The sequence below is a fragment of the Corynebacterium flavescens genome (assembly GCF_008693105.1).
In the GTDB taxonomy this organism is placed as follows: Bacteria; Actinomycetota; Actinomycetes; order Mycobacteriales; family Mycobacteriaceae; genus Corynebacterium; species Corynebacterium flavescens.
This window is the reverse complement of the sequence record NZ_VXKK01000009.1, coordinates 97574-110768: the sequence shown is the minus strand read 5'-3', so window position 1 is coordinate 110768 and position 13195 is coordinate 97574. Positions and strand designations below refer to the sequence as shown.

Sequence of the window (13195 nt, the reverse complement as noted above, 5' to 3'; positions counted from 1 at the left end):
CACCGCCGCGACAATCCCCAACCCGCACCCAGTAAGGAAACTGTGGATAACCCACCCGCACCACCCCGGTTATCCACAGCCGGGCCGCCTAGCCAGAATTAGGTAGTGCGGTAAAAAGGCCATCCGGCCTATCCTGAATGATCGGGCTCGGTGCTGACCAACAAAACCAATGCACTCTACAACCAGAAGAGCCACTTAAGCCGCGCCGAACCCAAACCACTTCCTATTGGCGGGCAGCCACAACAAGACCACCACGGCAATGCCCGCGAGGGAGACGGGCCACACCCGTGGGGCGATGATGAGCACCACGAACAAGGCCGAGAGCACGCTGAGCCCTATGCGGGCCCAGTTCTGTGCGCGCAGCGCATAGACGGTGAGCACACACAGCGCGAATACGATGAGGCCTAAGAAAGCCGCGAACTCCCCGGCCAGGTGGTCGATGCGAGACAGGCTTTCCGGCACGCGCTCCGCGCCCACGAGATCAAAGATGTAGTACACAAGGTAGGCCGCGCTGAAAAGCTCCAGTGCGGCCGCTATCTTGATGGGCAGTGGCGCCCAGAGTGCCTTCATATCCACCGCGCGGCGTGCTTGCCGCTGGTGCTGCGATACCTGGGCAAAGCGGTAGTCTTCCGCGCCGTCGAACTGCGGTGTACCGAAACTCATGCGACGTCGCTCCACATCACTCCGCGCGAGCTGAGCAACCACCGGATGGGGTCGAGCACGCGGAAAGGCGCGATGCCGCTGCGCGAGAGCTCTTCGCCCTGCGGGGACTCACCCAGTGCGGAGACCGCGAAGTACTGGAAGGCGCCCTCTTCGCGCTTGCCAATGCGGTGCACGGTATTGACCAAATCATCGGCCTGCATCAACAGCAGCAGCGACTCCACCTCGAGGTCGAGGATCTGGGCGTCATCGAAGCTAAAGTTCCACCCGGTATCGCGACGGAACGCGGCACCGTGGTTGCCCATGATCTTCGCCCACTCCGTGCCGCTGACTAGCTCCAATTTCTGGAGGGTATCGAACTTCGAAACCGTCACGGCCAAAGGCGGCGCGTCCTCGCCCACGAGGATGAGCAGGTTGCGCAGCACGTCTAAAGGCGCTGCGCCCAGCTCTCCCTGCGTGGCGACGATGCCTTTGAGGTAGGTCTGCACCTGCGGAACGCGCAGCGGATCGAAAAGGAAGATGACTAGGTCCGCGAATTTGAAGAAGTCCAAGCTGGACCTATCCTCTGGGAGGTTTTCCAGGTCCTCCCCGGCAACGTCACGAAAGACCAGGTAGTTGGTGCGCAGCCGGCCCTCGGCGTCGGGCCATTGACCAAGATCAAAGATGAGCGGATCGCGCTGATATGCCTGGTCAGACTGGGCGGAGGGAGTAGCGCCCATGATCTTCATCTCTTCAAAGAGCGGAATCTCATAGTTTTCCCGGAAGCGCTCTTCCGTCGACTCATCCGCCGCCAGGACGGAGACCTTGTGGTGGTTAGCCAGCAGCTGCAGCTGCTTCACCATCACCGCGGTATAGAGGGACTTTCCGGAGGCGCGGGCACCGGCCATGGCGATGCAATGCGTCACCGAATCGGCCCAGCCGGGGAGCAGTTCCCGGTGGGTATAGGGACTGACCGTCGCGCCATCTTCCAAAGGCTGGAAGGTCCACGGGCAACGCGCTAGGGTACTCATCTAGTTCTTCTCCTTCAAAAGCTGGGCTACCTGCTCACTCAGTTGCGCAAGGCCTGTGGCATTGCCCTGTTTAAGCTCCGCGATGGCCTCATCATCGATGACGGCGAAGGCCACGGGAGCGCGCCCCGCGCTCTTGCGCGCAAGCTCTCGTTCTTGGCGGGCAATGGGACCCGTGATAAGAACAGCGGTGGGTGCGGAGGACTCAAACATGTCTGAGGTGGGACCGTCCGTGACATAGACGGTGAGGGTATCCGCGCCGCGAGTGCGCTCGCGCTGCGCATCCCAGCGCCGTGATCCCACACGGTCCGCGCCGGCCGCGATGATCTTGGTAACAAACTCCTCTAGCTGGGGGACCTCTGTATTCTGGGAGCTTGCCTGCCCATCGGTGATGCTAAAGCTACGCGCGGTATAGCCCACCCGCAGCCCGTCAATGTAGCGGGCGATGGCCGCAATGGCATCCCGCGAAGTATTGACCGCCATCGAGGCGGAACTATCCACGATGACCCGGAACTCGGAGAGCGCCACGCCTTCCAAGTCCTCTCGACGCACCGTGGAGCGAACCTCGCGGGCCTCAGCGGAATACTTGGTTCCCGCATCCGAGCCATAGGCCAAAAAACGGTAGCTACCGTCCGCGGCAACCACGTCGGCGAGGTGTTCGCCCTCGTCCTCAGCGGCGTCGACAAGCACGCGGGGGAAGTCTAATTGGTGCTCGCCGGTATCCACCCGCAGCTGCACGCTGCTACTGGTACCAAAGGTCGCGCCAAGAGGCGGGCGCACAACAATGGAGGCACTGCCCACAATGCCGCGCACGCTCAGGCGCCGCTTGTCGACGCGCGTCGCATCAACCCCAGCCCCCTCAATCTGCAATTCCAACGCGGCGCCGCCGGCCCCCGTTTCAAAAACCTCGATAAAGATGACCGGGGCCTGGGGTACCGTCCGCGAGCCGCCGGCTTTGAGTGCGTAATTAGCCATAGCCTTGGGTTACCTTTCGTCTTCGACATTGCTTGCGTGCGTGGGGCCTGTCACTTCAGCCGTAGCGCCGAGGGTGTAGAAGTGTTGGAGTTTTGCTTCATCAAGATGCAGGTGCTGCTCAAAGTGCGTATGAACCAAGTGGCGAACCTTGTCTCGGAAGTGCGGGTCGAGCCCGCCGAGAACCGGCGCTACCAATTCCTCGAAGGCAGTCGGCAAGGAAATGCTCCATTCCACCACACAAGCCGCTAACGCCAACTCGCGCTGGTTCGGACCGAAGTGCGTGGGCAGCAACAAGGCGATCTCTAAAGCGCGCGCGGGATGGGCGCGCAGATGATCGAACCACCACCGCGCGTTGAAATGCTCGAGGTTAGCGGCTTCTACCGGCGTCAATGACCCAACGTGGGCATTGGCCTCGTCCCCGCCACCTCGCACCGGCACCGGAGTAGCACCCGGGATTGGGTCTGGTTCAGGGGCTGGTTCCGCATTAAGAAAGGGATTGGCGCCTGGCAGCGTCTCCCCTGGAATGACGGCGCCGCCCATGCCAACCGCGCCCACCGTGGGAGCGGCGACTGCGGCGGTGTTGAAAGGGTCCTCTTCAAGGTCTGTGGGTTCGCCGAGGACTTCATGGGGGAACTGCAAGAAAGGCTCGGCGCTCGGCACCGGTTGAAGTGCCGGTTCCTGCTGCGGCGCCCGTGCCGGAAGAAAGCCCGTGATATCAGGGATTGGCTCGTCTGTGGCGAAGAGAACCACGCGGCCTGACATCCGCATATCGGCTAAGCGGGCCTTCTCCTTAAGCGAGGTGACCAGCATGGTCGAGGTAGATTTGGGGAACTCTTCTAAGGTTGAGGCCTTCTCAGAGGTGGAAAATCCAAAACCCTCCGGCACTGCCGGGGACACCGCAGCGATCCACAAGGCCGCCTGATCCTCAGGCGCCGAGAGCACCACCGTAGCCCCGGGCACGTTAAGCACCGCGGCCATCGCCTCCACGAGCGCCCGGTTAAACTCACCGTCCGGATTTGGCACAACTTCCCGAAAGGGCAGCGGCAAGCGCTCAGGGTTGCGGAACTCACCGTCGAGGAATTCCTCGACTATCTGGCCATCTTGCAGGGGACCCGGCTGGACAATCTCGCGCGGAACCGGCGCGGTATCGACCTCATGGATGGAAAAGGGGGCCGGAATATCCGGCGAATAAAGCACGAGCTCCGGTGCGGGAGGAATCGCCGTGCTCATGACATTGGTGAGGGTATAAACGTTTCCCCCGCGCCCCGTGGCATCCGTGCCTGCGTGCACGGAGACCATAGTGATCCAGGAGGAGGCGTCAGCGCTGAGGGAAAAAACCGCGGTACGCCGCAAGAAACGAGCCCGCATCTCCGGTGAAGGGAACTTGGGAATGGATTGGCCACCGCCTAGGGAGGTCGGAACATAAGTAACGAGGTCGCGGACCTGGTCACGTCCCAGATCGCCAACGACGGTGCCTACGCCCCAGCCACCGCGACCGCCGCGGGCACCGCGCCCGCTGAAGGAGGCAAAGTTGAATGAACCGCTCACTGTGGCTGTCCCCCTAGGTCGTATCCACCGCGCTGCTGGGCGGGCAAGACATATAGCCCTCCTGCGATGTTTTCTTCCACGATGACCGCCTCGCTCTGCGTGGCAACGGGCTCGGGCTCCCCGGGTAATCCGGAAGAAAAACCTGTAGAAAAACCGGAAGAATACTCAGTCTGATCGCCCCACAACTTATCCGTCAGGTCGCCTCCGGCCGCCGTGGAAGCCACAAAGTCCTCGATGACAAAGAGACGGAGGAATCCACCGCGATCCATGTAGCTGCCCAGACTTGCTACCAGGCTGGGATCCGGCCCATACTCTGCGGCAATGCTCCGCGGTGAGTAGATGGTCTTGATCGCCATGTCCTCGGAGAACTCCACGGTCTGACCGTCATCCGCGTGTAGGGGCAACCGCTGCGGATTGAATACCAGCTGGAAGCTAGGAGGCATGCGGGATTCTCCCTCGTGGCTTTTAATCCACACGCCGACGGAAGAACTAGCCCAGTCATATCGCAGCACGTAGTTGAACACCTGCAGGCCCGCGTACACCACGCTCGTTATCGGCGCATCCGTGTACTCGCCGGCAAAGATAGCGCGCGGCCGCAGCCGCACGGTCTCCCCATAATTGCGCAGCTTGAGGCGGATGCCGCCCTGGCGCTCGTATTCCTCACGCAGCAAAACGGTCTCTGACTCATCTCGGATGCACTCCACCATCTCCGCGCCGAGGGGCCAATCGAAGGTGATGAGCTGGCTATCCACGCGCTCGATGAGCCGCCACGTCCCCTCCTTAATGGGAGAGACGCGCTGCAGGACCATGGATTGGCCCACCCAGCCTTCGGTGTCATTGAAGTTCACCGGGGTGACATACACCTGGTGCCAGTCGGTGGGCCAGGGCGTGCGGTCGAAGCGCTCGTCACCGGGGCGATCTTGGCCCTGTGAGGCAATGATGCCGCTGCTAAAAGCAGAATCAATGAAGTTGCGCGGCACCGGCCTATTGGCGAAATCTGGGTCAAGGGAGTGCTGCGTGACATAAATCTTTACCTCCCCAGTCTTCGGGGCGGTCCACTGCACTGCGATGTAATCATTGCCTTCTTCGATCTCGCGCTGGCAGCTCTTCAAGGTCATGTAGTCGAGCTCGCTTGCCACCTTGATGGATTCTTCCGCCACGAGCTCCGCGCTGCCGAGGATGATTTCACCACGGAACTCCACCTGCCCGCGCACGGATACCACCATGGTCTGCCCGCTCTCTTCGGTGGGAATCGTCACCTTGCGTCCGCCTGGATCGGGTTCCACCTGGAAGTTAGGGCTAAGCCGGTTGCGCACCTCGGTGTCCCGGCAGGCATACACGAGCGCGCCGGTATGTCCTTCGAGCAGATCCCACGTGGCCTGGATAGCGCCTTGGGTCGGCGCCACCTTGAAATTATTGGGCGGATAAACCACGACGGTTTCTGCGATGAGCTCGGGTTGGCTGTCAACCACATCGATTATTTCGATGCCCCGGTACGCCCATATTGCGTAGTGACGAAGTCCGCCGTTGCCCGGCTCCAGGTCGCGGTAAGCGGTGCCTTTCGTCACCACGAGTGTTTCACCCGCGTCTGGAGTAACCACCATTTCCCTATCAGCTGCCACCACGCGATAAAGCACGGTCTCATCCGCGGCCGCGCGCAGCGGCTGCCACCAGATACGCACGGGATGTCGCTTGAATTCCGCTATTCCATCCGAAACTGCATCCACAAAGAGCTCACTTGGGCTTTCTGCATCAGGTTCCGTTCCCGATTCCGTACCTAAGCTGGCCACCGGCTTTTCGACGGCGTACTTCAACTCTGGCACCACTTGGGCCGGATCATGGCCAAATCGATAAGGCGCTGAGAAGTCTTCTGCCTCTAGGCCGACGTAGTCGTTCTCATCGACCTGAGTTGCAGCATCACGCTGCCGGCGTTGAGCCAGCAGCTGCTCACGGAGACTTAAAGAACTAACGGAAGCTCGCGGCTTGTCCTCCTTCGCGGAGTGCTTAGCCGGCTGCTCCGGCACCCTATGCGCAGGCTGTGCTGATTGTGCAACTTCTGCTGTTTGCGCCGCTGCACCTGCAGCGGCCTCGGCCGCCTCTGCTGCTGCCCGTGCGGCCTCACGCTTATGCTCCATCTGTGCGAGGCGCTCGTTGAGCGCCGCGGCTCGCAGCTGCGGGTGCTCGACTGACTCCCCGCCCAAGGCCCGGGCAATATCGCCGGCGAAGCGAGAGAACTGCGGTGACAAGACCTCGGCGATATGCTCCGCATCCGCTTGGGGCAATGCGTGCACCAAAGCCAACTCGGAGAATGGGATATCGCTGATCTTTGTTTCGCTATGCATACTCATCTTTCTGGCTGAACCTCTCTTCTAAAAGGTCTCGTCGAGGTCCGAAAGGTCCTCTGGGTCAGCAGGGTCCGCAGGCCGAGAAAACCCAGCAGGGTCAGAAGATCCACTAGTATCGCTGGGGTTTACTGCCGGCGCCCCATCAAGGAAGGGGTTGCCGCTTGGCTCAGAGACAGGAGCCGGTGGCACCTGGTCAAAGGATTCCATGTGATCAATATCGTCGAGGGAATCCAAGAAAGACAGGGAGTCCTCAGCAGCTGAGGGGGCGGTGGGAACGGTGGCACCGGCTGGCGCGGAGAACTCCGCCGCCGCTGCCGAGCCCGTGTCTTGAGCACGTCCCTCATCGGGCTGCAGATAAGCCAAAGAGACCGTATTGCCGTATTGAACCACTGTCAGCGAACGCGAGAGCTGGCTGTTCGTCGCCGCTTGGTTATCTACCTCCACGATGCGGGTGTGGGATCCATCGATAGAAGTACCGCCAGCATTGACACCGGCTGCGGTGAGCGAGGCATTGGAAAATGCCTGACGCGCCTTCGCATCCTGGCTCATACGCGCGAGGAATTCCTCGGTGGGCAGAGTCCGTAAATCTGAGCCTTCCCGGAACTGGACGGTGTGCAACAACGAGCGCACTTTCTGATTGATGCTGGGAACGGCCAAGGCTGCGCGCCAGCGCTGGGGCTTCAAATCGCGCGCCAGCACGTCCGGGCGGTCAAGGCACTTCACCAGTTGATCGAGCTGCGACTGGGATCCACGTCCAGGCAGAGCATAAAGATCATTGAGTTGGCCCACGGGAAAACCTGGCTTGCTGCGATTGACCGCGCTGGAGACATCGACAAAGAGGTTCTCGAGGGCGTCGTGAGCCCACCGCCGCGGGAAAACCGCGACGCGAATCTCTCGTGCCATCGCGCCCACGTCCGGAGGCGAGACTACCGCGCGGCCTATGCTGGTATTGCGTGGCAAGCCAGATTCCGGGATACGCAACTGCTCAGCGCGGACCATCTGGGAACCAAAGGGAGCCGCGATGGCACGCCCCAGCAGGCTTGACCAGCTTAAGAACTGCTCATAAGCCTTGGTGACTCGGTCAACATCACCGAAGGACAGCGCAAGATTGTCGAGGGCGATCTTCTCATTGCGCTCAAGCAGCTCACGGTTGCGAACATAATCGTAGAGTTCGCGCTGAGCCTTGGTGAAGGTGAACCAACTGGTGAGGAAGAAACCACCCACGGCGATGACGTAGCCGAGAATCAACCAGCGCCAATCGTAGGTTGGCATCGACTCCCAGATGCGGATTCCGGGGCGATAATGCGCCGCGCAGAAGTAACTAACGAGGACCAAGACCACGAAGAGGATGGCCCACATCCACCGCAGCGCCGTGGTAAGCCTGCGGTTCTCAGCGTTGAAGTCACGCTCTGCTAGTTGGTTGCGCTGAGCCTCGATATCCCGCGCGGTTTGGGCCAAGTGGCCGTTTTCTTCCAAAGCATCATTGAGCTTGCGATTGAGGCGCTCGCCCACCTTCCAGCCGAAGGTGGTGGAGAAGTTCCGGCGCCAATTGCTGAACTCGTTTTGCTTCTGCGCGATTTCACGACGGCGCGTTTGTTGGTAGACAAAGTCGAGCTCCTGCTCGTATTGCCCTGCGCCGCGCGGATCGAAAGGCAGCACATCGAAGGCCCGCGGATCGCTCTGACCCGCAGTCTTGAGCAAGAGCGGGTGTTCACCATTGAAAGTGAACCCGGTATCAGCGATGGCCTGCCAGCCTCTTTGCACAATGAATACGTTGTTCTGGCTGTCACGCTCGAGCGCGAAATTATCCAGCCCGGAGATTCCATCCACCAACGCCAACGAGTACTCCTGGTAAGCGTGCCAGGTCTGCGCGAGTTGCGGATCGTCTCCAGTAGATAGACCCGCCTGCTGCGCACGCTCGCGGTTCTCCCGGTTTTGCTGGCGCAGCTGCGCAATGGAGGCTACCCCGCGTGAGCGTCCAGAATGCTCACCCACGGTGACTTCAATGGAAGAGTTCTCGCCATAAAGCATTCGCTGTATGAGCCCTGCCGCCCGCGAGCTGGCAGCGCCCTTTTGGGCGTTAACCCAATCCTGCGGCTTGCCAATGACGGTTGCCCAATACAGCGCGAGGTTCTGGCGCAATGCTTCCCAGCCCTTAACTTTCTGGGTAGCAAGAGTCTCCAATGGAGCCTTCCGGGACACCAGCTCCGCCGCATGGTTGTTCAAGAAGCCATCGGCATAGAACGTGGTCAGCGCGTCTGGATTGGAGTGATGCACCGCGTAGGAATTGTTATTGAGCTGGGGGCGCGGCAGCGCAGCATTGAGATCAAAAACGCTCTGCTTGACCTCTTCCTCCACGTTCGTTGCATCGATGGTGCGGTGATAAGCACGGACCAACCGGAACGTGGAGAGATCCCCAGTCTCGATCACCCGTCCATCCTGCGCAATGGGGGCCTCATCCATGTCGCGCCACAACCCCATCACGGACGCCAAGGAGGGCGCGGCATACTCAGCGAGACCGAAGTCCCCTTCCTCGCGGTTAATGGCGCGCAGGGGAGAACCGGGCGTATCGCTATCTTCTGGCGAGAGCGCGAAGTTAGACCAGCCGTTGAGCTGGCCTGCCGGTACATCACGCAGGGGCAGGCTAGGCAGCATGATACGCAAGCGCTGGTTGGTACCGCCTTGGACGAGGCTGTTGTCGATGCTGTTCACCCAATTATTGAGAGCCTCGGCATCAACGGGAGAGTCCGGATCGAGCGGATCAATGAGCACCAAGATGGCGCCGTTATCCAAGGGACGCAGCGCGGCATCGAGGCCGACTATGCGCGGGCTTGAATCCGCGGAGAAGGTGCGAACCACCTCGTCTGCGGGATCATGGGCATAGTCTATCCACAAGAAGTCCTCGAGCAGGCCGACGGAGCGAAGATCGAAGAGGCGGGAACGAATCTGACCGGCCACAATGCCGTGGGCGAGGAATACTACGTTGCTCATCAGAAGGTGTCATCCAAACTAGAAAGGTCGAACTCTGGTGCGGCGTCTTGTCCACTGGCAGCACCGGCAGAAGTCGGCGTGAAAGCCTCCGGCGCGCTGCCCCAGTTCGGCGCAGCCACCTTGGCCTGATCCAGGAAGGAACGCATGCGCGGAACCAGGCCGACTACATCTGCAGCAAGATCGCGGTAATAAGGCGTCTGGCTCGCAATCTCGCGGGAACGAATCTCCGCGAAAGGCTTGTTGGCTTGCGCCTGGCCTGGCAGAGCGCTGCCGTATCCCGGAACGAAGTGCGCGGCCCCGGACAAGAACTTGTCGAGCTCCTGGGCAAAGGCAGCGTAGCGGTCATCGATGGAGGTACCAGCGACGTCCCTTCCGGGACGATAGCCGGTGGCCAGGAATTCGGTGAGGCGAGCAATCGCTGGGTGCGCGGTGACTCCGCCGGAGTTAGCGGATTCTTCGCCGTCATCATAGAGTCCACGCAGCAGGTGATAAGGCCGCAAAGAGTTCGCAATCTTACCATTCTCGATGCTCTGCACGTTGGCGTAGGCGATAAGCACCGACTCGATGACGGAGCTCATCCAGTCCGAGTTCTTGATCATCTTGGCCGGCGGAATCAGCAGCGGATGCGGGAAGCTGACCCATTCCTTGGCGCGGTCATCATAAACATAGGCCCGAGCCGTGTCGGTGCCGAAGTCCGCAATGTGGATACGCCCGGTGATTCTTCCGATGATCCAGCCAGCCACCATGGCCTCGCGTTCCGTCGGAGTAATGGGTAGGGCCGCCGCCAGGGGACGCGTGCGCCGTTCCTTCCAGTAGCTATCGAGCCGGCCGTTGCGCTTGGCGTAGTCCTGCGCGATATGCGGGAAGAGCGAGCTAAAGACGATCGGCGAGTAGTTGGGGTAAGAGCCGAATACCTCGATGTGGCGGATCTTCTTAGAAGATGTCAGCGCGTTCTTTACCCCGGCGCGAGTGGGCTCGTCATATTGCGGTCCGGAGACGGTTTCCATGACGAGGTCGATGACGCTGTCGAGGCCTTCTAGAGGAATCTCAGAGAAGTTATAGGTGTACTTGACGTCAGTCCCGTGGATCTGGCGAACCATGTTCGCGTCGACGGCGGCCAGCGGGCGCCCATACTGCAAGGCGCGATCGAAAGCGGAGACGAAGACGTTCTTGCGGCGCTCATACTCGACGTCGTTGATGTCACCGGTCTTGGTCAGGTACTCGTTGAGATCGACCGAGATGAACTTGTCGAAGGGATAGTCCTTACGCCCCACCCACTGGCGCGCGCGTTCGATGAGGTCACGGGGACGAATCAAAGCGGAATAGCGTGCGTGCTGGGAATCGCGGGAGTCCCCACCCGTCGGCGGAGTAGTCAGGTTCTTAGACACCCAGCCGGCACGGTTGCCTTGCTGGCTGCGCTCGCGCTTCGGCGGAGCCAGGGTATCTCCCGGTGCCTGAATGGCATCCTGGGATTCCCACTCGCCACGAATGATGCAGCGTGCCGCATCCGCAGCGGCCTCAGCGAAGTTACTGATGTAGTTGGTGCGCTCTTGTCCCTGCACGGTGGCGAGCAGCTGCGTCTCGTAGTCTGCGGCGAAGGCCTCGACATCCGTCAGCATGATCTCGTTCTTCGCGCCTTCGAAGCGGGAATCCACCTTCTCATCGGTGTCGGAGGGCCAGGAGTTCACCGCGACGGTGGCTACGTCTGCCAGGCTGTTGGCGCGTGAGGTCGAGCGCGAGGCGCTTTCCAAGTCTTGGTAGGCATCGTTGATTTCACGGTCGAGGTAGAAGAGGTTGTCGTTGACGTAATCCTCCAGGACCGGCGCGAGGTACCCAGCCACCGAGTGTAGGAAGTAGTTGTAGAACTGGTTGCGGTACTTCGCCGACAGGGAATCGACGGTGGCCTGCGGGTTAGACATCGTGCCCTTGCCGTTAAGCGGGCTGATGTCGACCTCAGATCCTGCGGGCAGGGCAGCCGGGTTCTGGCCCTGATTTTGTTGCGCCACCGCCTTTGTCATGGGGACGAGCTGTGTCTGCAGGAGGTTCTTGAGGTGATCGAGCACCATCTCCACAAAAGGAATACCGACTGCGGCCAGGTCTCCCTCAATGGCGCTGAGCACCGCATCAGAGAAGTAGTCCGCGAACTCATAGACAGCACTATAAGCAGCGCGGTCGAGGATGGCGGATAGATTACGCCCGGTGAGTGGATCATTAAGGCGCATCAACAGCTCGTCGCGCCACTCCTCTACCCTTCTGTCCTGGCCCTGCGGGAAGTAGCGTCGAAACTCTCCCTCGGCCTGCGCAGCTGCATTCTGGGCGAAGTTGCCGAAGGTGAGCCCCAGCCAGTTCTGTACGGAGCCTAGATCGGCAGGGCGCAGGGCCCAGGTCCCGTCGAGGGAGATTTCTTGGTAGATACGCGGCAGGCGCTCTTCGCGCTTGGCAGCCAGCTGCTCCTCACCCGTGGTGGTTTTGATTGGGTCGAGGTGACCAGAAAGCAGCCGGTCGAAGGACTTGCGTGCGAGACGCTGCGCGGAATACTCGGCAAAGCGCCCGCGGCCCATCGACACCTGGGCATAACCCAGTGATCCCCAGGGCAGACGTGCCCAGGGCACCGGGGTCTCCCCGCCGGTCCAGCCAAAGTACTTGCGCCCGCCGTCAGCGGCTGGTGTGTTGCCACGGGCGTAGGCGATGAAGGATTCGGTAGCGCGCTTCGAGGACATCAATCCGGCCAAGGCACGGCCGAAACCGCGATACACATCCTCCGGCCGTCCCGTTCCGAAGGAGGCTTGCTTGTCCCCCATCTTCGAACCGATGGGGAAAAGCCGGGCGAAGGTCTCGGTATCCGGGGTGTTATCAATGCCGAAGGCCTTGAAGATGGCGCGATCATGCTGGTGCGCAGCACCCGTTTGGGCGGCGAAGACCTCACCGAAAAGGGCAAGAGAGTTAGGCCAGGCACCAGCCATGGCCTCAGACTTGATTGCCCCGAAGATCTCCGGGGTGTACATGAATACGAGGTTGCCGCTGGCATCAATGTTGTGGACGGTGGAAAGCACACGGCAGACATCGAGGAACATCGATGCGCCGGCGCCACCTGCCATTGATGACACGATGAGAACTACAGGTGCGCCATCGGCCGTATCGCCACGCTTGCCGGTTGCCTTGTAGATAAGTTCATCGAGTTCCTGCACGGCCTCGGGCTCATACATGCGCCCCACTGCTCGCTCCAGGCTGGCCCGAATCTTCTTGAGTGCAGGCAGCGTGAGCAAACGCCCGATGGCACGGTACTGCCCCGCACCATCAGAGATGATGGTGGTGTTGGACTTCGGATCCCTCGGTGCCCAGGTGGCGATTTCCCCCAGCATCCCACGCTTGCCCAGCTCATCAGAGACGCCTGTATCAAACTGACTAAAGCTCAAGTGGGAGCCGATGCCCACATAGTCCCCGCCGTTCTGCACCACGTTGGGCAGACCATCCGGCCCGGACTCGGCCTCAAGGGGCACGTCTAGGCTGACGAATTGCCAGGCTTTGGGCAAAGACTTGATGGTGGGGTCAATAGCGCGCAGCTCTGCTTTGAGCTGGTCCATCATGTACGCCAAAGTCTTGGCGCCGGAGCCTCCGCAACCAACGACGAGGAACTTTTTCATTAGCAATTACCTTTCACAAAGAAGT

At 60.7% G+C, this 13195-nt stretch carries 7 protein-coding genes; all 7 read right to left on the bottom strand.

The window, feature by feature from the left end; all coding sequences use genetic code 11:
* Positions 1 to 195: 195 nt before the first annotated feature.
* The 7 genes from F4V60_RS01040 to F4V60_RS01010 are packed head-to-tail and all read right to left on the bottom strand — an operon-like array spanning position 196 to position 13170.
* On the bottom strand, positions 196 to 663 hold the full coding sequence (locus F4V60_RS01040) for a hypothetical protein (protein WP_075728936.1): 468 nt from the start codon (positions 661 to 663) through the stop codon (positions 196 to 198).
* A complete protein-coding gene (locus F4V60_RS01035) occupies positions 660 to 1670 on the bottom strand; it encodes a hypothetical protein (RefSeq protein ID WP_075728935.1) in 1011 nt (336 codons plus the stop codon). Before F4V60_RS01035 ends, F4V60_RS01040 begins: the two co-directional genes overlap by 4 nt.
* Positions 1671 to 2642 (bottom strand): hypothetical protein, encoded by a 972-nt coding sequence (locus tag F4V60_RS01030; protein WP_075728934.1) that lies wholly within the window; start codon positions 2640 to 2642, stop codon positions 1671 to 1673.
* A 9-nt stretch (positions 2643 to 2651) separates the two neighbouring features.
* On the bottom strand, positions 2652 to 4190 hold the full coding sequence (locus F4V60_RS01025) for a GAP1-N2 domain-containing protein (protein WP_075728933.1): 1539 nt from the start codon (positions 4188 to 4190) through the stop codon (positions 2652 to 2654).
* A complete protein-coding gene (locus F4V60_RS01020) occupies positions 4187 to 6538 on the bottom strand; it encodes a SaeA-related protein (RefSeq protein WP_150387348.1) in 2352 nt (783 codons plus the stop codon). The genes F4V60_RS01025 and F4V60_RS01020 overlap by 4 nt, the downstream gene beginning before the upstream one ends.
* A 21-nt stretch (positions 6539 to 6559) precedes the next feature.
* On the bottom strand, positions 6560 to 9526 hold the full coding sequence (locus tag F4V60_RS01015; protein WP_075728931.1) for an AAA family ATPase: 2967 nt from the start codon (positions 9524 to 9526) through the stop codon (positions 6560 to 6562).
* A complete protein-coding gene (locus tag F4V60_RS01010; RefSeq protein WP_075728930.1) occupies positions 9526 to 13170 on the bottom strand; it encodes a tubulin-like doman-containing protein in 3645 nt (1214 codons plus the stop codon). Before F4V60_RS01010 ends, F4V60_RS01015 begins: the two co-directional genes overlap by 1 nt.
* Between the last annotated feature and the right edge of the window lie 25 nt (positions 13171 to 13195).

Bases quoted from the DNA above. Each gene is read 5' to 3' on its own strand.
- F4V60_RS01040 (WP_075728936.1), bottom strand. From the start codon at position 663: ATGAGTTTCGGTACACCGCAGTTCGACGGCGCGGAAGACTACCGCTTT.
- F4V60_RS01035 (WP_075728935.1), bottom strand. From the start codon at position 1,670: ATGAGTACCCTAGCGCGTTGCCCGTGGACCTTCCAGCCTTTGGAAGAT.
- F4V60_RS01030 (WP_075728934.1), bottom strand. From the start codon at position 2,642: ATGGCTAATTACGCACTCAAAGCCGGCGGCTCGCGGACGGTACCCCAG.
- F4V60_RS01020 (WP_150387348.1), bottom strand. From the start codon at position 6,538: ATGAGTATGCATAGCGAAACAAAGATCAGCGATATCCCATTCTCCGAG.
- F4V60_RS01015 (WP_075728931.1), bottom strand. From the start codon at position 9,526: ATGAGCAACGTAGTATTCCTCGCCCACGGCATTGTGGCCGGTCAGATT.
- F4V60_RS01010 (WP_075728930.1), bottom strand. From the start codon at position 13,170: ATGAAAAAGTTCCTCGTCGTTGGTTGCGGAGGCTCCGGCGCCAAGACT.